Origin of the sequence: Peribacillus muralis, from assembly GCF_001645685.2 — a bacterium.
Taxonomy (GTDB): Bacteria; Bacillota; Bacilli; order Bacillales; family DSM-1321; genus Peribacillus; species Peribacillus muralis_A.
Map to the genome: position 1 here is coordinate 1,817,104 of NZ_CP017080.1, position 19,430 is coordinate 1,836,533.

The window sequence follows — 19,430 nt, forward strand, 5'->3', positions numbered from 1 at the left end:
ATTCCAAAAAGGACCATTCATTTAATGAATGGTCCTTTTCAATATCAAAGATTCTTTATTTTAATACGCCAAGCTATATAGTGCTTTGATGTGTGATAGGTAGCGGATATTACTTGCTTCCTTCATCAAAGTGGCTGGCAGGCCTTTCAGGGCTGTGTTGTTAGCTCCGACGGTTGCCACGGCATCCTTACGGCCAAGGCTCGCAAGTGTGCCTGAGTTTACAGGCGTGAATACTTCAAGCTTTTTGCCTTCGAACGCTGCATATAGGTTATAGCCGACAAGCTCACCCATTTGCCATGCGTTTTGTGCCGTTGGCGCGTATGGACGTCCGCCTTCTGGAGGGAAAGCAAGGGCGCTGTCACCGACAACGAATACGTCGTTATGTGATGTCGATTGCAGGTATTCATTAACCGCTGCTTTGCCGCGATCCACTTCAAGGCCTGATTCGCCTACGATAGGAAGAGCCGCAACCCCGCCTGTCCAAACAAGCGTATTGGCTGTGATCGTTTGGCCGTCCTTCAATTCGATTTGGTTGCCTTTTACACCCGTAACAGGAAGGCTTGTCAAGAATTCGACGCCTCGCGCTTGCAAGCTTGTCATGGCCCGGTCGATTAGGTGATCAGGCAATACAGGAAGGATTTTTGGACCAGCTTCGACAAGCTTGATTTTCAAATCCTTGTAGTCGACGCCGAATTTTTTGGCGATTTTAGGGAAATGATCGACGATTTCACCAATCAGTTCGACGCCAGTCAAGCCGCCGCCCCCGATGACGATGGTGGCATCGGCTTCATTTTTCGTTTGGGCATATTCACGAATGCGATCTTCGATATGCTTGTAAATTTGGTTCGCATCTTTCACCGATTTCAAGACCATGCTGTTTTCTTCCAGTCCTGGAATGCCGAAGAATCCAGTTTGGCTTCCTAAAGCGACAACAAGGGCATCGTAAGATAAAGTGGAACCGTTGGAAAGCTTCACTTCTTTTTTATCGACGGAGAAAGACTCCACTTTGGCAATGGCAAGGTCGATATCTTTTCCTTTGAAAAGCTTTTCCAAAGGAATCGAAACAGCTTGCTCGGAAATGGAACCGCCGGCAAGACGGTGCAATTCCGTGATGATTTGGTGTGTTGGAAATTGGTTCACCACGGTAACCTGCACTTGATCTTTCGTGTAATATTCACGTACGGACAACGCAGATAGCAACCCAGCGTATCCTGCACCTAAGATGACGATTTGTTTTGACATAGATAATCCCCGTCCTTACTGATTGAAAGTTTTATTTTAGGTTTTTACGTTCTGATGAAACTTCAAGGAATGCTTGTGCAAAACGGAAAAGCTTTTGTGCCTCCGGGTCCTTCATCATTCTTAACAGTCCAAAAAGACCGATTACATCATGATTCGCTTCTGCACGATCCTTCGCTTCGATTGCAGTAGCCGCAAGACCTTTCACGGAATCGACCACAGGTGTCGCGATTTCCGAAATGGCACTGACGGTATCGTTTTTCAGGACATCATCCGTTGCCACCGATTGGGCGAAATCATACGACTTTGTTAAAATATTCACTAACTCAGTCAGTTTTGGAAGCTGATCGACTAACGTAGTGAGGGATTCCTGAACCTCAGGCTTTAATAACTGATCAAGGATATCCAATTTTTCTTGATTTGCAGAAATATTAAGTGTTTCTTGTTCAGGTTTGGATTTTGTAATTACATCTACCATATCTGATTCCCCTTTTAGCTGAATTTATTTTTATTTATATAGTTTCCGTCGATACTACAATCATACGACTCTAATCTCTTAATTTCAAATGAATTTTACTTGATGTGGATATAATTTTAGCAAGGTAATTAGGTATGTGAGGATATATATGGAATTTACTTTCCTTTCTAAAGGAATTTGGAAGATATTCTCGTTACTATCCTTTTAGAAAGGGATTTCATAGGGGGTATTTTCAGAACATGATTAATACTGGATGTGGAATTTACAAATAATGGAGATGAAATAAATCTACTATTTATTATATTCATAGTGTACGCGCCTCAAGTACATTCATATCATGCGCTTGCACAGCTCTTTTGCAAAATGGAGCGTTAAAATTTGCCAATACGTTATTGGCTTATTTTTTTCTCAAATAGCATAAATAAAGGTAGCGGAATTGGAGATGATGCCCTTGGTAGAACACAGGATATTAAAGATTCGTGGGGGAATAATCGAAGTTTCTTCTAGCTATGGTGAAAAATATAGTAAGTGGAGTTGTACTGCAAAACTACTCAATAGTTCTATTGTATGGACAAGAATAAGGTTCGTGCAGAGACCGTTTCAATGAGCGGATTGTTAATTGCTTATGATGGCAATGAATTTTTATGAGATGGCGAGAATTCAAACAAATGGTTTGGAGCCCTCCATTGTTTATTTGCATGAATACGGAAGAAGGGAGATCGCACTTCAGGGGGAATGGTTATTCGTATTTTACAAGACTTGGATTGCATTCGCTTATTTTCATGCTTGTTTTTTATATCTTTATTGATGAAATGCTTATTCATTTCTCTTTTAATGGAAAGAAATCGCAACAAAATTGTAAAAAAATATCAGAAAAAAACTGAAAAAAATGGTAAAATTATGTTAGTATATTTTAAAAAAGTGGTATGTTTTAAATTCAAATGAATAATTTATTCTTCAAGGATCTCCAACGGAATAAGATCATTAGTTCTCCAGATAATGCGGGAACCACGTTCCAATGGTTTCGTTGAAAATGAATGAGGGAATCAGTCTGTCAGGTTGGAAGTTATGAAAATAAATGAAATGGAGATGGTAGAATGGTGAATATTACTGGATATGGAAAAGCGACACAAGCAGCAGTGAAGGGTTTTCAGGAATTTGTAGGTTTTGAAATTCCTGAAGATTACAAACAATTTCTCCTACAGTATAATGGCGGCACGACAGAGGTACAAAACAGCAAGTTTTATGTAGATACACTGGATACCCTCGTTTGCTTAAATATTCTCTATGGATTGGATCTTCAGGATAAAGGACTGGATTTACGGAAGTGGCATGAAGAAAAGAAAGAAGACTTACATAAGAATTGCATCATCATTGGTAATGATACGTGTGCAGGGAAGATCTTGCTGATAAATAACGAAGAGGAAAAGGGAGTTTACTTCTGGGATCAAGGTTGGTATTCGGATCCATCAAGCCAGGATGAAAATATATATAAAGTTGCAGAGAGTTTTCAATCTTTTATCGAGGGATTGAAAATCCCGGAAGAAATCTAAATTTATATGAATCCCCTTGATTGGCTCAGACCTTTCAAGGTTTTTTATTGTCATTTATAAGTAAAGTGAGTTTGATGCTATTTAAATGGATAGGATGGCAGGAGTCTTTGGCAACTCATGGGGGTGGAGAAGATGTGTGTGCAAGCAAGCAGTGATCATGGCTTGTTGAATGTTAATCTGCAGCATCAGGAGCGTGCTTGGGAAACAGACGGGCAGCAGTGGCGATTTATGTTCATTTTCGGGAAATATGAAATTGGTTAAAAGGTCCTATTGCCTTCCAATGATTAAATTTTTGGGGGAAGTATGCAGCCAAGAGGAGTAAAAAGGGCATATAATTAGCTGGAACGAAAAAATATTGTAATATTTTCATGTAAAGGGTAAAATTATATATTTGAAACGTAAGAAATGAAAATGACTTCTCTTCATTTTTTCCCTTTATATATAAAAATATAGTAAAATAATAATCATTTGGAAATAAAAAGTTTTATTGGGGATTTTTAATGAATCCGCGCAGCTTAGATTAGCAGATAAAAAGATATATAATCAAAAAAAGATATGGGTATATTGTTATTTATTTCATTAATTTTAGTGCGGTTTACCTGCTGTTAACGTGAGATGTGGATGTTCTTCTATTTGTTTTTCCCTTTATATAGTAAACTCAGAATAAGTTCGTTAACTTTTAACTGCTAGAGACGAGGTAAGTTTAATCCTATGAAAAATAAAAAGTTAAGGGCATTTCTTTATTTGACCATCCTTTTATTAATTGCTTTCATTCTTCTGAATATGTTTTCTACCTATTTAAGTATTAAAAATTCCGTTCAAAAATCGATTGCAAATCAAAACTTGGTAGCAGCCCGATCCATTGCCGATTCAATGGATGTAAAGGCTTATGAGCGCTTTCTTAATAACCAAGTAAAGAGCCCGGAATATAAGGATATTAAAGCTTACTTAGAGGATGCAAGAGAAAAAATCGGAGCTTTGTATGTTTATACCATCATGGTGGATAATCCGAAGGTGTCAAGAGCCATGATTACAGGCTTTTCTAAAGATCATAAAGGGGATTTTCCGATTGGAGGAGTGTGTACAGTGCCTCCAAAGCAGGTCCAACAGGCCTATCAAGGTAAGAGTTTTATTACCGGGATACTGGATGATCCGGAGTATGGGGATTATTTGACTGTCGGAGTGCCGATCGAAAATCAAGATGGCTCGATTATAGGCTTTTTAGGAATCGATGTAAGTGCTGATAATATAAACTCCATTAATGGAAAGGTATTAAGAAGCAGTATTGCCATCCTCGTTTATAATGGAGGATTTGTTATTATGCTGCTGGTCACCTTTTTTGTCGTTCAAAAATGGTATCAAAAAGAATTGACGCGTGAAGTTGGGGATACAGAGGATACTTATCAATCAGAATTCCAATCACTCATAGCTTCAGTCCGATCATTAAGGCATGATTTTTCCAATCATATTCAGGTGATACATGGTCTTCTTAAGTTGGAGGAGAATGATAAAGCACTCGATTATTTAACAGGTTTATCAAAAGAGGTACATTCAATCGGTTCGATGAAGCTGGATGTAACCCATCCGGGCTTATCCGTCCTGTTAGAGACAAAAAAGCTCTCGGCCCAGAATTATAACATCGATATTGAAATAGATGTTTCACCTAACTCGTTTAACAGGGTGAAAACGATCGATTTGATTAAGCTATTATCAAATGTCATTGATAATGCCATTGAAGCGACGGTTGAATTGCCTGAGCAGGAACGACGGATGAATATTGCCTGCAAAGCTGATGATGAAAAATATAGCTTTAGGGTCACGAACACCGGACCAATGATATCAGCATTCGATCAGGAAAATATTTTCATCAGCGGATTTTCAACCAAAAAGCCTCAAAAGGGCAAGGTGCGCGGTCAAGGATTATTCATCGTTAAAGACTTAATCAACAGATATGATGGAGAGATTCAGGTGCAATCCAATGAGAAGGAAACTTCAGTAACGATGATGATACCTGTTAATGGAAGACCGGTCTGATTGGGATAGAGTGCGGCGAAAACATTAAGCTGTAAAACCCGACTGGGCTTAAAAAGGATGATTTCGATTATCGCGGAATCATTCCTTTTATGTACTTCCTAATACAAAAACAAGCTATCCATCGAGAGTTCACCTTACAAGTACAATGGATGTTCACTGTACTGATGTAGTGTAATAGTTTATCTTTTTCATTATTTTAAATGGCCCTCCCTCAATTCCGCTTCGATAAAACCTTCTAAAATAAGTTGTATATATATTGCCATCGACATTTGGCTCCACCCTAATGGAACACTCCTCTTATCAAGCAACAACTTAAGATTGAGCGTGAGCAGATCTTTACATGATTTTCAGGTAAATGGGCTGAATAAAAAGGTCGTAAATGGAGATAATGGATGGATGTTTAGCTGCTTTCAACGAGATTATGTTAAGATAGGGAAAAAATCATATAAGGCAGTGAGAATGTGAAACAACAAAAAGGAAAGCTTCTCGTTATCATTGGACCGACTGCTGTTGGCAAGACAAAAATGAGCATTGAGATGGCAAAGTTATTTAATGGTGAAATTATCAGCGGTGATTCCATGCAGGTATACAAAGGCATGGATATAGGGACTGCAAAGATCAAGAGGGAAGAAATGGAGGGGATTCCCCATTATTTACTTGATATTAAGGAACCGGATGAACCTTTTAGCGCGGCTGAATTTCAGGAGCGTGCAAATGCTTGTATCGAGGATATCCAAAGCAGGGGGAAGCTGCCGATTATCGTTGGTGGAACAGGATTATACATACAATCGGTGATTCATGATTATCAGTTTTCAGAAGCCCCATCCGACCTTGAATATAGAGAGGGGTTGGAAATGCAAATAAGAGAGTCAGGAATCGATCCGGTTTTTGACCAATTACGCAAGGTTGACCCTGAAAGTGCGAATCGAATTCACCCTAATAATGTAAGGCGGGTGATCAGGGCACTTGAGATATTTCATTGCACAGGTAAAACGATGAGTGAGCAGCTGGATGACCAGCCTACTGAATTGAAATACGAGACGTGCATCATCGGCTTGTCGATGGAACGTGAGAAATTATATCAGCGGATCGATCAACGAGTTGAAGGAATGGTGGAAGAAGGGCTGATTCAAGAGGTGCAGTCATTTTATGATCAAGGTTTGAAGGATTGCCAATCCATCCAAGCTATAGGCTATAAAGAAATCTATGATTATTTTGATGGAAGGGTTTCAGTGGATGAAGCGGTCGAGACCCTAAAGCAAAACTCCCGTCGATATGCAAAAAGGCAATTGACTTGGTTTCGGAATAAAATGGATGTCATCTGGTTTAATATGACCGAACTCGATGGTTTTCCAAAAAAAATACATGAAATATCTGGATTTATAGCAGGAAAGCTTTTCAACGAAGGCGAATACATAAATTTAGAGAGAAAAGAGGAGGACTAATACATGAAACAATCAGTAAATATTCAAGATCAATTCCTTAACCAATTACGTAAAGACGGTACGTATGTAACGGTATTTCTATTGAATGGGTTCCAAATCAGGGGGCAAGTTAAAGGATTTGATAATTTTACCGTATTATTTGAATCGGAAGGCAAGCAGCAATTGGTTTATAAACATGCCATTTCTACATTCGCTCCACAACGTAATGTTCAGATTGATTACGAAGTGAAGGAATAATCATATATGAATGTGAAAAACAGGTTTCGCTTTAAGCGGCCTGTTTTTTTGTGCACTGCTCGTTTTTTCTAAGAATCGATAATTTTACGTGTTTGAATTGAATATATATCAAGGGACGGATTATTTTCCGGGAAACCGCAGGAATTGACAATTCCCTTATTTAATCGGTGGATTGAAAGGAAATTTGTCGAAATATAGTTGCGATGGAAGAATTCTGTCGTGATAAGGCGCCGTTGGGAAGACATGATGGCATTTTACACTGGAATATTCTCGATTCCCAAAGAAATAAGGGGATTTCCCGATGGGGGAAATTTGGGCATATGTCACATTGCCCGTTCCGATAAATTGGATGAAGTTGTGGCGTAAAGGGTCCAAGATGGAGAGGTGATTGCATTGGAACAACCGATCCGTATGAAAAATAACGGGCAAATCAATATCGTGTTTAATGCGGAAAATAGAAAAGCACTGCAAAAAGATCTGCCGATAAAAGAAATGTTGGAACAGGAAATACCCCACCAGCATGCCGCCTTGAGGGAAATCGAAGAGGAGCTGAAATCGCTGGTCGGGATGGAAGAAATGAAACGAATGATTAAAGAAATATATGCGTGGATCTACATCAACAAACAGCGAGAGTCGAAAGGGCTGAAAATTGGCCGTCAAGCGCTGCATATGATGTTCAAAGGAAATCCCGGGACAGGGAAAACAACGGTTGCACGTTTAATCGGGAAGTTATTTCAAAAGATGAATGTACTTTCAAAAGGGCACTTGATCGAAGCGGAGAGGGCGGATCTAGTTGGAGAATATATCGGTCATACTGCCCAAAAAACAAGGGATTTGATCAAGAAAGCGATTGGTGGGATCTTATTCATCGACGAGGCTTATTCCTTGGGCAGAGGCGGTGAAAAGGATTTTGGGAAAGAGGCCATCGATACGCTTGTTAAACATATGGAGGATCGCCAGCATGAATTCATTTTGATCCTTGCTGGGTATTCCCGGGAAATGGATTATTTCCTTAGTCTGAACCCAGGCCTTCATTCAAGGTTTCCGCTAGTTGTTGATTTTCCGGACTATACGATTGATCAGCTGATGGAAATAGCGGGTCGGATGCTGCAGGAACGTGAATATATCATGAATCGCGAGGCTGAAAGGAAATTAAAGGAACATTTAATCGTTTTGAGGTCATATCGCGGATCTATTTCATTTTCAAACGGCCGCTATATACGTAACGTGATTGAAAAGTCGATCAGGGCACAGGCGATGAGGCTTCTGCTTGAGGATTCCTTTGAAAAAACGGATTTATTGACCCTTACCTTCCAAGACTTGATTTTTGAAGATGACGAGAAGGATTGAATGACATAGGAAAGCCCGCGAAAAAAGGCGGGCTTTCCAAATTTATGTTTTCGGCACCCATTTTTTATTCGGAAGGTGCCAATTGTAGGTGTAAGAAAGGACTCGTAAAATGGTGATGATCGCAAAGAGCGTATATAGCTGCCATGCTTGCGATAATACACCGCTGCCTAAGGCCATGCCTGCAATGATGGCCCACACTGCGTAAATTTCTTTTCTGAAGACCAATGGTTTCCTGCCTGCCAATACGTCACGGACGATTCCTCCGCCGCAACCTGTTAATGCTGCTGATACAATGACGGCGCTTATTGGATGGTTTAATTCAACCGCATACATGGCCCCTTGGATTGCGAAGGCTGATAGTCCAATGGCGTCACTGAAATTCCCCCATCTGTCCCAGTGTTTGGATAGGATGGTAGGAAAAACAAAAACGATGGTGATGGAAAGTAAAGCAGTGATGAAATAAGAGCTTTGATCCCATAAGGTTGAAACGGGAACTCCTATCAGCAGGTTCCTGATTGCACCTCCGCCAAACGCGGTTATGATTCCTAAAATGTACACTCCTAAAATATCATACTCTTCTTCCATGGCAATGATGGTGCCGCTAATGGCAAATGCAACCGTACCTATGAAACTTAATACTTCCCATGTCATATGAATGTTCCCTCTATGTCTTTTCAATTTTGATGTTAAAGTCAAACTTGATTTTAGCATGTTATCGGAATTTTTAAAACGGGTAAAAGCTTTGTTCTCAGGAAAGTTTTATCTGTTGATTTTTTTTGTTATGATTAACTGAAATCTTATAGGAAGGTGGAGATGTTTTGGGAGAAACCATAAAGGAAAAGGCCGTATTGATAGGATGTCAAACAACAGAGGAAAATGAACGTTTCGAATATTCACTAGATGAATTGGCTTCATTGGCAAAGACGGCGAATGGTGAGGTATTGATTACCGTCACCCAAAAAAGGGTAAGCGTAGATCCGGCTACATATATAGGGAAAGGAAAAGTGGCGGAGCTCCGGAATCTCGAAGAAGAGCTGGAGCCGGATTTGTTCATTTTCAACGATGAACTATCCCCTAGTCAAATCCGAAACCTTTCCAAACAGCTAGAGGCAAGAATCATTGACCGGACACAGCTTATTCTCGATATATTTGCTCAACGGGCACGTTCAAGGGAAGGAAAGCTTCAAGTTGAACTGGCTCAGCTTCAATACCTGTTACCGCGTTTGGTTGGTCAGGGGACTGCGTTGTCCAGGCTTGGAGGCGGAATTGGCACGAGGGGGCCAGGAGAAACGAAACTGGAAAGCGACCGTCGCCATATCCGTGGAAAGATTGATGAGATCAAGCAACAATTAAGCGGAATTGTGAAGCATCGTGAACGTTATCGCGATAGAAGGAAAAAGAATAAAACCTTTCAGATTGCTCTTGTCGGCTATACGAATGCAGGTAAATCCACTTTGTTCAACCGTTTGACGGAAGCTGATTCCTACGAAGAGAACCAGTTATTCGCCACTCTTGATCCCATGACCAGGAAAGTGATCCTTCCGAGCGGCTTTACCGTGCTATTGACTGATACGGTTGGCTTTATCCAAGATTTGCCTACCTCTTTGATTGCTGCGTTCCGTTCGACGTTGGAGGAGGTGAAGGAAGCGGATCTATTGCTGCATGTGGTTGATTCCTCAAGCTCAGATTATTTTAACCATCAGAAAACGGTGCAGGATTTGCTAAATGACTTAGAAGTCCCTTCCATTCCACAGTTAACATTGTATAATAAGAAGGACATGACCCACGCTGATTTTGTAAGAACATCCAGCCGTGCTTCATTATTGGTCAGTGCCTTCGAACAATCGGATTTGAATCAAATCATGGAAGAAATTGAAAAGTACGTAATTGAAGAAATGGTCCCGTATAATGTTTTTCTCCCTTCGAGTGAGGGTAAACTATTATCACAGCTGAAAAATGAAACCATTTTGCGCACTCTCTCCTTTAATGAAGAATCGGAAAGATATGAATGCAAAGGTTTTTGTCTGGCTGATCATCCGTTGACCGGGCAGCTAGAGAAATATTCGTTTTAATAAAGGGGAATTATTGATGTATCAGCAGTTAACGAATGGAGAAATGTTGAAAAGCATTGCCAAAGAAGTGGAAGCGATGATTTCTCCATTGCATAAGCAAGTGGACGAACGAATTGAAGAGAATCAATTTCGTGTATTACAAAGTTATCAAGCACATAATGTAAGTGATTCGCATTTCATCCCTACGACTGGTTATGGATACGATGATATGGGACGCGATACGCTGGAATTGATATATGCAGAAGTATTTGGAGCTGAAGCGGGGCTGGTTCGTTCTCAAATCATTTCTGGCACACATGCCATTTCCACTGCCCTGTTCGGCATCCTGCGTCCAGGTGATGAATTATTATACATAACTGGAAAACCGTATGACACGTTGGAAGAGATTGTCGGCATTAGGGGAACCGGAATCGGTTCATTGCGCGACTTTCAAATAAGCTACAACTCCGTTCCCTTAGCGGAATCCGGACACGTTGATTTTGAAGCCGTCAAACAAGCCATTCAGCCGAATACGAAGATGATCGGAATCCAACGCTCCAAGGGATATGCGACACGCCCTTCGTTTACGATTGCTGAAATCAAGGAAATGATTTCGTTTGTAAAAGACATCAATCCAGGAATCGTTGTATTCGTGGACAATTGCTACGGTGAGTTTGTGGAAACACAGGAGCCTTGTCATGTAGGAGCGGATTTGATGGCGGGATCGCTGATCAAAAACCCTGGTGGGGGTATTGTGAAAACCGGTGGTTACATTGTTGGGAAAAAAGACTTGGTCGAGGCTTGCTCCTATCGATTGACATCCCCTGGGATAGGGGCTGAAGCAGGTGCATCGCTTTATAGCCTGCAGGAAATGTATCAAGGGTTCTTCCTGGCGCCGCACGTCGTTGGACAAGCTCTGAAAGGGGCCATGTTCACAGCCGCATTTTTAGAAAAAATCGGGATGAATACCTATCCGAAATGGGATGCAAAGCGCACCGATTTGATTCAATCCGTCCAATTTGATGATCGCGATAAAATGGTTGCTTTCTGTCAGGCAATCCAATATGCCTCACCAATCAATTCCCATGTGACGCCATATCCTGCTTATATGCCAGGTTACGAAGATGATGTCATCATGGCTGCGGGGACGTTTATCCAGGGTGCCAGCATCGAGCTTACCGCCGATGGTCCGACAAGGTCTCCATACGTTGCCTACGTACAAGGCGGATTGACTTATGCCCATGTGAAAATCGCTGTATTGACTGCAGTGAATGCATTAATGGATAAAAAACTAATTCAATTATAAATAGGGTTATCAGGAATCCAATAAGTTGGATTCCTATAAAAAGCAATAGTCATAATATTTGTGCAGTTTTAAAAATTGATTCAATTTTTGTTTAAATCATGTCATGAAATGTAACATCATCTTGACATGTTTAATAACATGGTATAAAATGAGATTAAGATAACCAAAAGGAGGATGCTGAGAATGAGCGGCAACAACATTCGGCGTTCGATGCCTCTTTTTTCCATCGGAATCGTCATGCAGCTAACTGAGTTGTCTGCACGCCAAATTCGGTATTATGAAGAGCATCAATTAATTACTCCTATGAGAACAGATGGAAATCGTCGCGTTTTCTCTTTGAATGACATCGATCGGCTGCTTGAAATCAAGGACTTGATCGAACAAGGAGTCAATCTGGCCGGCATCAAAAAGATTTTCACTGTAAAGGAACAGAATGTACCTAAGACACAAGATTTAGAACAAGCGGAAAAAATAAGACATGACCTTAGTGACGAGGAGCTTCGCAAGCTTCTGCGTGCCGAGCTTTTACAAGGAAGCAAGCACCGAACATCTCTTCGGCAAGGTGATATGTCCCGTTTTTTTCAATAAAAATATGAATATGAATGATTATTAGGGGGAATAAAAATTGGCAAAGTTCACACGTGAAGACATCACTCGTTTAGCGAAAGAAGAAAATGTTAAGTACATTCGATTACAGTTTACTGACATTTTAGGGACAATCAAAAATGTTGAAATCCCAGTCAGTCAATTGGAAAAAGCACTTGATAATAAAATGATGTTTGACGGATCTTCCATTGAAGGATTCGTACGTATCGAAGAATCGGATATGTATTTGTATCCTGACTTGAATACATGGGTCATCTTCCCTTGGACTTCCGAAAAAGGTAAAGTGGCACGCTTGATTTGTGACATTTACAATACCGATGGAACACCTTTCGATGGGGACCCGCGTGCCAACTTGAAACGTGTCCTTGCGGAAGCAAGGGAAATGGGCTTCACGGATTTCAACTTAGGGCCGGAACCGGAATTCTTCTTATTCAAACTGGACGCAAACGGAGAGCCTACTCTAGAGTTGAATGATAAAGGCGGATACTTTGACCTTGCTCCTACTGACTTAGGGGAAAACTGCCGTCGTGATATCGTGCTTGAGCTTGAAGAAATGGGATTTGAAATCGAAGCATCCCACCATGAAGTAGCTCCAGGACAACATGAAATCGATTTTAAATATGCCGATGCCATTTCAGCTTGTGATAACATCCAAACATTTAAATTGGTTGTTAAAACGATTGCCCGCAAACACGGCTTGCACGCAACATTCATGCCAAAACCATTATTCGGCGTTAACGGATCTGGAATGCACTGTAACGTATCCCTATTCAAAGGCAATGAAAACGCGTTTTACGATAAAACAGGCAAATTGGAGTTAAGCAAAACGGCTGAGCAATTTATCGCAGGAATCATCAAACATGCTCCAAGCTTTACAGCAGTTACGAACCCAACTGTTAACTCGTACAAACGTCTAGTGCCAGGCTACGAAGCACCTTGCTATGTTGCATGGTCTGCAAAAAACCGCAGCCCATTAATCCGTATCCCGGCTTCACGCGGAGTGAGCACTCGCGTTGAGGTACGCAGTGTCGATCCTGCAGCAAACCCATACTTGGCACTTGCCGTCCTGCTAAAAGCTGGTCTTGACGGAATCAAGAACGACCTGACTCCGCCAGCTCCAGTTGACCGCAATATCTATGTCATGAACAAAGAAGAACGTGAAGAAGTAGGTATCGTTGACCTGCCAGCCACTTTATATGCTGCATTGGAAACATTGAAAGCCGATCCAGTCATCAAAGATGCGTTAGGCGAACACTTGCTTGAACACTTCATCGAAGCAAAAGAAATCGAATGGGATATGTTCCGCACGCAAGTCCACCCATGGGAACGCGAACAATATATGTCCATGTATTAATATCTCAAACCCTTGGCACCTCTGGTGTCAGGGGTTTTTTGTTGTGGGGTAAAAAAGCAATAAATAGTATCAAGATGGGTTTCACCCCTTTTTTACCCCACAATTCATTTTAAAATGTCTTTTGTATAGTTTTCGAAATTATCCATAGTATCCTTTTCGATCTTCTTAGAAATATGAGCATATACATCGGCTGTGATTTGAGCGCTGCCGTGACCTAACCGTTCCTGAATATATTTCATTGTTGCTCCTGATTCGAGTAGTAAGACGGCGTGTGTATGTCTTAGACAATGTATGGGTATCTCAGGGATGTCTGTTCGTTTTAGTATTCTGGAAAATGCATTAAATAAAGAAGACTTAGGCATGAAATTCCCGTCGTTTCTGCAAAGTACTAAATTTAAATCATGGTTATATATATCGGCCAGAGCCAATTTGTTTTGGTTCTGGTATTTTTTATGGAAATGTAGATCATTTGCTAAAGTATTGCTGATAGTTATTGTCCTTCTTGAATGGTCTGTCTTAGGATCACCTAAAAGCTCGTCCTTGTTTTTGGCTGTGAAATCAAGAGTTTTTGTTATTGTCATCGTTTTCGCTTTAAGGTCAATATCGGTCCATTGAAGGGCGGCAGCTTCTCCTTTGCGTAATCCAGTCTCAATCAAGACTTTAAAGAAGATCCAATAGATGTATCCATATTTATAAGCTTCGGTTAAAAAAATCGGTATATCATCGGAATTCATGAACTTTATTTCATCTTTTTTTTCTTCCCCACGAATTATCGCTCCCTCGCAAGGGTTTTTTAGTATTTTCCCTAATTTAATGGCTCTTTCGAGTGCGCCATACATTGTTCCGTTAACAATTTCTATTGTTCTTTTACTATAATTTTCTTTAGCCATTTGATTTAAAAATTTCTGATACATAATTGGCTTTACGTCTTGTAAGGAAATGTTTTTGAAATAAGGGAGGATGTGTTTATTGATACTATATTTATGAAGATCTAGAGTGTTTTTTCTAATCGTTCCTTCCTTATATTCCTCTAACCACATTTCTAGAAAAGATCTTAAGGAAATAGGACCTTGCTCAATCCCTTCTGATAATCTTTGTTCCTCAGCTACAGCAGCTATTAAAGCTTCCTTAGAGGATGTAAAACCTCTCTTTGATTTTTCTTTCTTTTCTTGGGTAATTGGATCTCTATAGCGAATCCGGTATTCGTAGAAATACTTTTTATCAGCTTTGTTCTTATATTTTCTAATATGAGCCATGGAAATATCCTCCTATCTGCACTTGTAATAAACCGAACATAAGTTCCTATATTCCTATTATTATGATACAATAAAAGACATTATAAGACAAAATATACTTTATGGCACTAATTGGGAAGTGAAAATTGTTGTTAAATGTGTTAATAATTAACTACAATGATGACTTTTGGGTAGCGAGCAGACAATTTGTCCACCCTTTGCCTACTCCGTAAAAATCTCGTACAGATCTTCCATTTGACAGTTTAATTTTTTCGCAATATTCAGAGCAGCTTGATAAGACATAACGTGTGAATTGTTAGCATATCTAGAAATAGTTTGTTTTGTCATTCCAGTCTGTTCTGCAAGCTCTTGTTGTGTCATTTTGTTTACGGTCAAATGATATCGGAGTAGGCACTTACCTACTCTGTAAGTCACCATTACCATTCCTTTAGGAGTTGATGAAAATGTGCAAAGTTGAAATTAACATCTCCGCAATTATTTTAATTTTTCTCAATGAAACTAAAAAGGATGAAAAGAGAAAACCTAATGATCCATTGAACGGAGCGAACGTAAATAAGCAATAATTCCTTTCAATTCGCTTTCTGTTAATTCTTCGCCGTCTAATGTAATGTTATATTTTTCGCGAAGTTCATTTACAGGAAGCAAGTCCATTTCTTTTATGAAGTCTTTGTTTTGTTGTGTGTATAAACTATTAATGTTAATTTCATCATGCTTTTGAAAAAAGTATCCCTCTTGTACGCCGTAGTAATCTGCGGCTTTTAATATTAATTCTATGCTGGGTTTAGTTTTATCCTTTTCAACTCTTGAAAGATAACCTGGAGTAATATTAAGTGCTGCAGCAGCATCTTTTTGATCGACACCCTTCCGATTTCGAGCATCTAAAAAATTCTTTCCGAATTCCACCTGTATACACCACCTTCCATTGTTAATTTACTATATATATAAAGGTTGTTCAATTGTGTGTTATTTACCCATGAGTAAATTAAAGGCAAAAAATCCAAAAAAAATTTGATAATCAATTGACTAAATGGAAATTTAGTTATATTATTTACTCATAGGTAAATGATTGGTAAGAAAAAACAAAGCATTTGGTAAATTTCTTCTGATTTACCTATAAGTAAATTGAAAGGGTGAATTGATTGGAAAAAAATTTAGAATTACCTCCAGTACTTACTGCTAAAGATATTCAAATCTTCCTGAGTGTTAGTAAAGGTAAGGCTTATGAAATTTTTAAACTGAAGGATTTTCCTACTTTGGTTATTGGTGGTTCAAAGAGAGTTCTCAAGGATGATTTCTTGAATTGGATCGAGCAACAAAAAGGAAGGGTGAATTAATTTGTTAAATATCCAAGTCGACCAACAGGAAGTTAAGAAACTTTACCTTCAGAAGATAGAAGAGCGTATCAAAGAATTGGATAACGAATTAGTTTTTTGGGATGCAAATGAATTGAAGAGAAGGACTTGTATGTCTTGGAACACTATTCAGGAAAAATTCTTCTTTGACCTTAGATTTCCAAAACATAAAGTTGGAGGGAAATGGATTTTCCCAGCTGCAAAGACACAGAAATTCTTGCTTGAATGGTTGGATGAACAATAGAAAAAGTGTAATGAACTGGTGGTGGATAAATGCAAAACCGACTTTTTATCAGTGGTGATGTAGCTGTTATAGAAGTTTACCACAGATCCTCTAATAGAAATTTCTATGTGCTAATTGATTCTGAAGATATTGAATTAATTCACGAAAATGTTAAAAGCCTTTCTATCTATATTGATTTCCGTACTAACTATTGTTTGTATCGATCAATGGACAAAAAGACGAAAGGTTTACATCGATTAATTATGAACACTCCTTCTGATTTGGTTGTGGATCATATTGAACATAACGGATTAGATAATCGGAAGAGAAAATTGAGAAATGTTACTCGTAAAGCAAACAGCAATAACCGAATAACCGAACAAAGAAATCCATTGTTTGAAACGAAATTCAGATTTCTTTAACTGGTTAGAAAACAAAAAAGATGTGAGCTGACTTTTGCTGCATCAGTGTAGACACAAACTGTGAAGGAGGAGATGGGTATGAGAACAAAGGAAGAATGCCAAGAAATGCTTAAAGAGTGTATAGAAAAACGAGAGTTCTGGAGGGATAAGGTATGGGAGTGGGAGAAAAAGCAGTTAGAGTATCCCCACCAATTAGATGACTATGAGGGGCAACGAAATTCTTGGTCCCAACGTGTCAAGACATTGGAATACGTTTTGGGAATAAAGGATTACATTTAATTCTTAGTACGATTAAACTGCGAGATAAATAGGAGGAGAACAGATATGGATCCAAAAACAAAAGCAAAATTAATGGAAATGGTTTCAGAAGCCTTGGATAAACAAGCGTATGTAAGTATCCATTTTACTCAGTTTGAAAAAGCGAATGATTTTAAACCAGTGTTTAAAGAAGATGTCGAGGAAAAAGCGAAAAAAATCGCTGATATGTTGTCTGTGAGTGTAGGTGAATCTGTCTCAAATAGTTTCATGATTGATGCTGGTTATGATTGCGTCAACCTTTGCTTTAGTTACTTGCCAGAAGAAAAGAAATCCGAATACATGGAAGAGGATGTGTGGATGGATGAGTCTAAACTCGGATGACCAAATCTTCTACTTCCTGTGCTCCTGCCACGACGAAGGTTTTATCCCAGACTTCGATACATTATCCGATAAGTTTCCTGAAACCGATTGGGATGTGTTGCAGCAAGAGGTCAGAAGTTTTGCCAATATTCATGAAATGGATGGAATCAATGTTTTATGGAAAGGTGATTTACGCCTACCACAATATAAATAGGACAGCTCGGGACGGCCATCCCTTACTGCCCTGGTAAAAAACAATTTGAAATCAGTATACCACAAGGAGGAAAACGAATGAATAGCTTAACTAACCAATTTCAAGGCGGTCAAGACATGAGCCTTAATTCTCAAGCTGCACAAAGTCGTGAAATGGCTGAGGTTCAATCACAAATTTTCTTAGCTAAACAATTCCCGAGAAATGAATATCAAGCGGAAATTAAGATCTTGAATGCTTGTAAACGTAAGTCTTTAGCGGAAACAGCTCTTTACCAGTACCCAAGAGGGAGCATGACAGTTACGGGTCCATCTATCCGATTGGCTGAAACTATCGCTCAATATTGGGGGAATATCAATTTCGGCATAAAAGAGCTCGAACAAAAAAATGGTGAATCCACTGTTGTTGCTTATGCCTGGGATATGGAAACAAATACTCGCCAAGAAAAGGTGTTTCAAGTTAAACATGAGCGTTATGCAAAAGGGAAAATGACTAAACTTACTGATCCTAGAGATATCTATGAACTGGCTGCTAATAACGGGGCCAGGAGGCTGCGCGCTTGTATCCTAGGGGTTATTCCAGGGGACATCATTGATAACGCTGTTGCTCAGTGTAATCAAACCTTACAGAGCAGTTATGAAGAACCACTAAAAGATCGGGTAGTATCTGTGCTCAGGTACTTCCAAAAGGAATATGGAATCAATCAGGAAATGGTTGAAGCGAAATTGGGGCACAGCATGGAGTCCTTTACAGAACAGGATTATATAACGTTGAAAAGCATTAACCAATCCTTAAAAGACGGAATGGCCAAACGGGAAGATTTCTTTAAAATCATTCAGTCAAAAGAAGCTCCCAAAACTTCTTTAGAAGCACAATTCAAGGAGGGTGAAAAAGATGTTGCTAACCAAGGATAATTACTACTCTGTGGAGGCGGACCGTCACTATATGTCCGTTTCCCAATACAAAAAATTCATTCAATGTGAAGCTGCAGCAATGGCGAAGCTCACTGAGGAATATACAGAGCCAAAAAGTGAAGCGTTGTTATTCGGATCTTACGTTCATTCTTGGCTGGATGATTCACTTGAAGAATTCAAAGAGTCGAATCCAGATATTTTCAGTACCCGTGGAGCTTCCAAAGGGCAGTTAAAAGCCAATTACCAACTGGGTGATGAAATGATTCGGGTCCTAAAATCTGACCCATTCGTGATGATGGCCTTAGAAGGTGAAAAAGAGGTGATCATGACCGGTGAATTATTTGGGGCACCATGGAAAATCAGGATGGATGTTTATAATCCGCAGTATGGCCGTTTCGCTGATTTAAAGACCGTTAAAGGCATCTATGAGAAGTATTGGCACCAAGAGTATGGGTACTGCTCTTTCGTTGAAGCATACGGCTATATAACGCAAATGGCAGTATACACAGAGATTGAAAGCCAAAACCGAGAAGGTGACTGGTTAGAAAACTTCATTGTAGCTATTTCCAAACAAGATCCACCAGATAAAGCGGTTATCACTGTAGATCATGTCAGTTTGAATCTCGAACTAGAAGAAATACAAGCGAAAATGGAACGAATCAAGTCCGTTAAATACGACGGAGAACAGCCGGAAAGCTGCGGAAAGTGTGAGTATTGCCGTAAAAAGAAAATGGTAACCACTGTATTGGATTATAGAGAATTAATCGGATAGGGGGCCTAA

At 39.6% G+C, this 19,430-nt stretch carries 24 protein-coding genes; 18 read left to right on the forward strand and 6 right to left on the reverse strand.

The features are described 5' to 3' along the window. Nucleotides 1-60: 60 nt before the first annotated feature. Together ABE28_RS08695 and ABE28_RS08700 are read right to left on the reverse strand one after the other, a co-directional pair. The gene (locus ABE28_RS08695) at nucleotides 61-1,242 is read right to left on the reverse strand and encodes an NAD(P)/FAD-dependent oxidoreductase (protein ID WP_064462789.1); all 1,182 of its coding nucleotides are present in this window, start codon (nucleotides 1,240-1,242) and stop codon (nucleotides 61-63) included. A gap of 31 nt (nucleotides 1,243-1,273) precedes the next feature. Further along, nucleotides 1,274-1,717, reverse strand: coding sequence for a DUF1641 domain-containing protein (locus ABE28_RS08700; protein WP_069191705.1), 444 nt, complete (start codon nucleotides 1,715-1,717; stop codon nucleotides 1,274-1,276). A 1,097-nt stretch (nucleotides 1,718-2,814) separates the two neighbouring features. On the opposite strand from ABE28_RS08700, the gene ABE28_RS08710 reads away from it, so the two are divergent. From ABE28_RS08710 to spoVK, 6 genes are all read left to right on the forward strand, one after another. Beyond that, nucleotides 2,815-3,270, forward strand: a complete 456-nt coding sequence (locus ABE28_RS08710; protein ID WP_083232001.1) for an SMI1/KNR4 family protein — start codon at nucleotides 2,815-2,817, stop codon at nucleotides 3,268-3,270. A gap of 117 nt (nucleotides 3,271-3,387) precedes the next feature. Continuing rightward, complete coding sequence (locus ABE28_RS24915) at nucleotides 3,388-3,531, forward strand: hypothetical protein (protein WP_156775711.1); 144 nt, start codon at nucleotides 3,388-3,390, stop codon at nucleotides 3,529-3,531. Between the two features lie 450 nt (nucleotides 3,532-3,981). Then, on the forward strand, nucleotides 3,982-5,304 hold the full coding sequence (locus ABE28_RS08715; RefSeq protein ID WP_064465857.1) for a GHKL domain-containing protein: 1,323 nt from the start codon (nucleotides 3,982-3,984) through the stop codon (nucleotides 5,302-5,304). A gap of 461 nt (nucleotides 5,305-5,765) precedes the next feature. Further along, a complete protein-coding gene (miaA, locus tag ABE28_RS08720; RefSeq protein WP_083232002.1) occupies nucleotides 5,766-6,749 on the forward strand; it encodes a tRNA (adenosine(37)-N6)-dimethylallyltransferase MiaA in 984 nt (327 codons plus the stop codon). Between the two features lie 3 nt (nucleotides 6,750-6,752). Next, entirely contained in the window at nucleotides 6,753-6,986 is a 234-nt protein-coding gene (hfq, locus tag ABE28_RS08725; RefSeq protein WP_034313436.1) for an RNA chaperone Hfq, read from the forward strand. Nucleotides 6,987-7,379: 393 nt separating this feature from the next. After that, entirely contained in the window at nucleotides 7,380-8,336 is a 957-nt protein-coding gene (gene spoVK / locus ABE28_RS08730; protein WP_064465866.1) for a stage V sporulation protein K, read from the forward strand. 42 nt (nucleotides 8,337-8,378) lie between these two features. Here spoVK and ABE28_RS08735 read toward each other — a convergent pair whose 3' ends face one another. Beyond that, nucleotides 8,379-8,987, reverse strand: a complete 609-nt coding sequence (locus tag ABE28_RS08735; protein WP_064465856.1) for a trimeric intracellular cation channel family protein — start codon at nucleotides 8,985-8,987, stop codon at nucleotides 8,379-8,381. 167 nt (nucleotides 8,988-9,154) lie between these two features. Between ABE28_RS08735 and hflX the strand changes: the two genes are divergently transcribed. The 4 genes from hflX to glnA all read left to right on the forward strand — a co-directional run bounded on the left by hflX (nucleotide 9,155) and on the right by glnA (nucleotide 13,653). Next, nucleotides 9,155-10,408 (forward strand): GTPase HflX, encoded by a 1,254-nt coding sequence (hflX, locus tag ABE28_RS08740; RefSeq protein WP_064465855.1) that lies wholly within the window; start codon nucleotides 9,155-9,157, stop codon nucleotides 10,406-10,408. Between the two features lie 16 nt (nucleotides 10,409-10,424). Next, on the forward strand, nucleotides 10,425-11,693 hold the full coding sequence (locus ABE28_RS08745; RefSeq protein ID WP_064465854.1) for a methionine gamma-lyase family protein: 1,269 nt from the start codon (nucleotides 10,425-10,427) through the stop codon (nucleotides 11,691-11,693). Between the two features lie 183 nt (nucleotides 11,694-11,876). Further along, nucleotides 11,877-12,281, forward strand: a complete 405-nt coding sequence (locus ABE28_RS08750) for a MerR family transcriptional regulator (protein WP_064465853.1) — start codon at nucleotides 11,877-11,879, stop codon at nucleotides 12,279-12,281. 37 nt (nucleotides 12,282-12,318) lie between these two features. Continuing rightward, nucleotides 12,319-13,653 carry a type I glutamate--ammonia ligase gene (glnA, locus tag ABE28_RS08755; RefSeq protein WP_064465852.1) on the forward strand — a complete coding sequence of 445 codons (1,335 nt, stop codon included), beginning with the start codon at nucleotides 12,319-12,321 and terminating at the stop codon, nucleotides 13,651-13,653. Nucleotides 13,654-13,757: 104 nt separating this feature from the next. Here glnA and ABE28_RS08760 read toward each other — a convergent pair whose 3' ends face one another. From ABE28_RS08760 to ABE28_RS08770, 3 genes are all read right to left on the reverse strand, one after another. Next, entirely contained in the window at nucleotides 13,758-14,909 is a 1,152-nt protein-coding gene (locus ABE28_RS08760; protein WP_064465851.1) for a tyrosine-type recombinase/integrase, read from the reverse strand. A gap of 201 nt (nucleotides 14,910-15,110) precedes the next feature. After that, nucleotides 15,111-15,332 carry a helix-turn-helix domain-containing protein gene (locus ABE28_RS08765; protein ID WP_306807334.1) on the reverse strand — a complete coding sequence of 74 codons (222 nt, stop codon included), beginning with the start codon at nucleotides 15,330-15,332 and terminating at the stop codon, nucleotides 15,111-15,113. 99 nt (nucleotides 15,333-15,431) lie between these two features. Continuing rightward, complete coding sequence (locus tag ABE28_RS08770) at nucleotides 15,432-15,812, reverse strand: helix-turn-helix domain-containing protein (protein ID WP_064465849.1); 381 nt, start codon at nucleotides 15,810-15,812, stop codon at nucleotides 15,432-15,434. A 236-nt stretch (nucleotides 15,813-16,048) separates the two neighbouring features. Between ABE28_RS08770 and ABE28_RS08775 the strand changes: the two genes are divergently transcribed. The 8 genes from ABE28_RS08775 (at nucleotide 16,049) to ABE28_RS08810 (ending at nucleotide 19,421) form a co-directional block, all read left to right on the forward strand. Next, entirely contained in the window at nucleotides 16,049-16,243 is a 195-nt protein-coding gene (locus ABE28_RS08775) for a helix-turn-helix domain-containing protein (RefSeq protein WP_064465848.1), read from the forward strand. A 1-nt stretch (nucleotide 16,244) separates the two neighbouring features. Continuing rightward, complete coding sequence (locus tag ABE28_RS08780; RefSeq protein WP_064465847.1) at nucleotides 16,245-16,505, forward strand: hypothetical protein; 261 nt, start codon at nucleotides 16,245-16,247, stop codon at nucleotides 16,503-16,505. A gap of 29 nt (nucleotides 16,506-16,534) precedes the next feature. Beyond that, nucleotides 16,535-16,906, forward strand: coding sequence for a hypothetical protein (locus ABE28_RS08785; RefSeq protein WP_064465846.1), 372 nt, complete (start codon nucleotides 16,535-16,537; stop codon nucleotides 16,904-16,906). A gap of 78 nt (nucleotides 16,907-16,984) precedes the next feature. Next, nucleotides 16,985-17,185, forward strand: a complete 201-nt coding sequence (locus ABE28_RS08790) for a hypothetical protein (protein WP_064465845.1) — start codon at nucleotides 16,985-16,987, stop codon at nucleotides 17,183-17,185. A 45-nt stretch (nucleotides 17,186-17,230) separates the two neighbouring features. Continuing rightward, entirely contained in the window at nucleotides 17,231-17,545 is a 315-nt protein-coding gene (locus ABE28_RS08795; protein WP_064465844.1) for a hypothetical protein, read from the forward strand. After that, nucleotides 17,526-17,738, forward strand: a complete 213-nt coding sequence (locus ABE28_RS08800; RefSeq protein WP_064465843.1) for a hypothetical protein — start codon at nucleotides 17,526-17,528, stop codon at nucleotides 17,736-17,738. The genes ABE28_RS08795 and ABE28_RS08800 overlap by 20 nt, the downstream gene beginning before the upstream one ends. A 77-nt stretch (nucleotides 17,739-17,815) precedes the next feature. Then, nucleotides 17,816-18,649 (forward strand): hypothetical protein, encoded by an 834-nt coding sequence (locus tag ABE28_RS08805; RefSeq protein WP_064465842.1) that lies wholly within the window; start codon nucleotides 17,816-17,818, stop codon nucleotides 18,647-18,649. Then, a complete protein-coding gene (locus ABE28_RS08810) occupies nucleotides 18,630-19,421 on the forward strand; it encodes a PD-(D/E)XK nuclease-like domain-containing protein (RefSeq protein WP_257390748.1) in 792 nt (263 codons plus the stop codon). Before ABE28_RS08805 ends, ABE28_RS08810 begins: the two co-directional genes overlap by 20 nt. Nucleotides 19,422-19,430 lie beyond the last annotated feature (9 nt).

Coding starts and splice junctions, on each gene's coding strand:
- ABE28_RS08695 (WP_064462789.1), bottom strand. CDS start 1,242: ATGTCAAAACAAATCGTCATCTTAGGTGCAGGATACGCTGGGTTGCTA.
- ABE28_RS08700 (WP_069191705.1), bottom strand. CDS start 1,717: ATGGTAGATGTAATTACAAAATCCAAACCTGAACAAGAAACACTTAAT.
- ABE28_RS08710 (WP_083232001.1), top strand. CDS start 2,815: ATGGTGAATATTACTGGATATGGAAAAGCGACACAAGCAGCAGTGAAG.
- ABE28_RS24915 (WP_156775711.1), top strand. CDS start 3,388: ATGGGGGTGGAGAAGATGTGTGTGCAAGCAAGCAGTGATCATGGCTTG.
- ABE28_RS08715 (WP_064465857.1), top strand. CDS start 3,982: ATGAAAAATAAAAAGTTAAGGGCATTTCTTTATTTGACCATCCTTTTA.
- hfq (WP_034313436.1), top strand. CDS start 6,753: ATGAAACAATCAGTAAATATTCAAGATCAATTCCTTAACCAATTACGT.
- ABE28_RS08735 (WP_064465856.1), bottom strand. CDS start 8,987: ATGACATGGGAAGTATTAAGTTTCATAGGTACGGTTGCATTTGCCATT.
- ABE28_RS08745 (WP_064465854.1), top strand. CDS start 10,425: ATGTATCAGCAGTTAACGAATGGAGAAATGTTGAAAAGCATTGCCAAA.
- ABE28_RS08750 (WP_064465853.1), top strand. CDS start 11,877: ATGAGCGGCAACAACATTCGGCGTTCGATGCCTCTTTTTTCCATCGGA.
- ABE28_RS08760 (WP_064465851.1), bottom strand. CDS start 14,909: ATGGCTCATATTAGAAAATATAAGAACAAAGCTGATAAAAAGTATTTC.
- ABE28_RS08765 (WP_306807334.1), bottom strand. CDS start 15,332: ATGGTAATGGTGACTTACAGAGTAGGTAAGTGCCTACTCCGATATCAT.
- ABE28_RS08785 (WP_064465846.1), top strand. CDS start 16,535: ATGCAAAACCGACTTTTTATCAGTGGTGATGTAGCTGTTATAGAAGTT.
- ABE28_RS08790 (WP_064465845.1), top strand. CDS start 16,985: ATGAGAACAAAGGAAGAATGCCAAGAAATGCTTAAAGAGTGTATAGAA.
- ABE28_RS08795 (WP_064465844.1), top strand. CDS start 17,231: ATGGATCCAAAAACAAAAGCAAAATTAATGGAAATGGTTTCAGAAGCC.
- ABE28_RS08800 (WP_064465843.1), top strand. CDS start 17,526: ATGAGTCTAAACTCGGATGACCAAATCTTCTACTTCCTGTGCTCCTGC.
- ABE28_RS08805 (WP_064465842.1), top strand. CDS start 17,816: ATGAATAGCTTAACTAACCAATTTCAAGGCGGTCAAGACATGAGCCTT.
- ABE28_RS08810 (WP_257390748.1), top strand. CDS start 18,630: ATGTTGCTAACCAAGGATAATTACTACTCTGTGGAGGCGGACCGTCAC.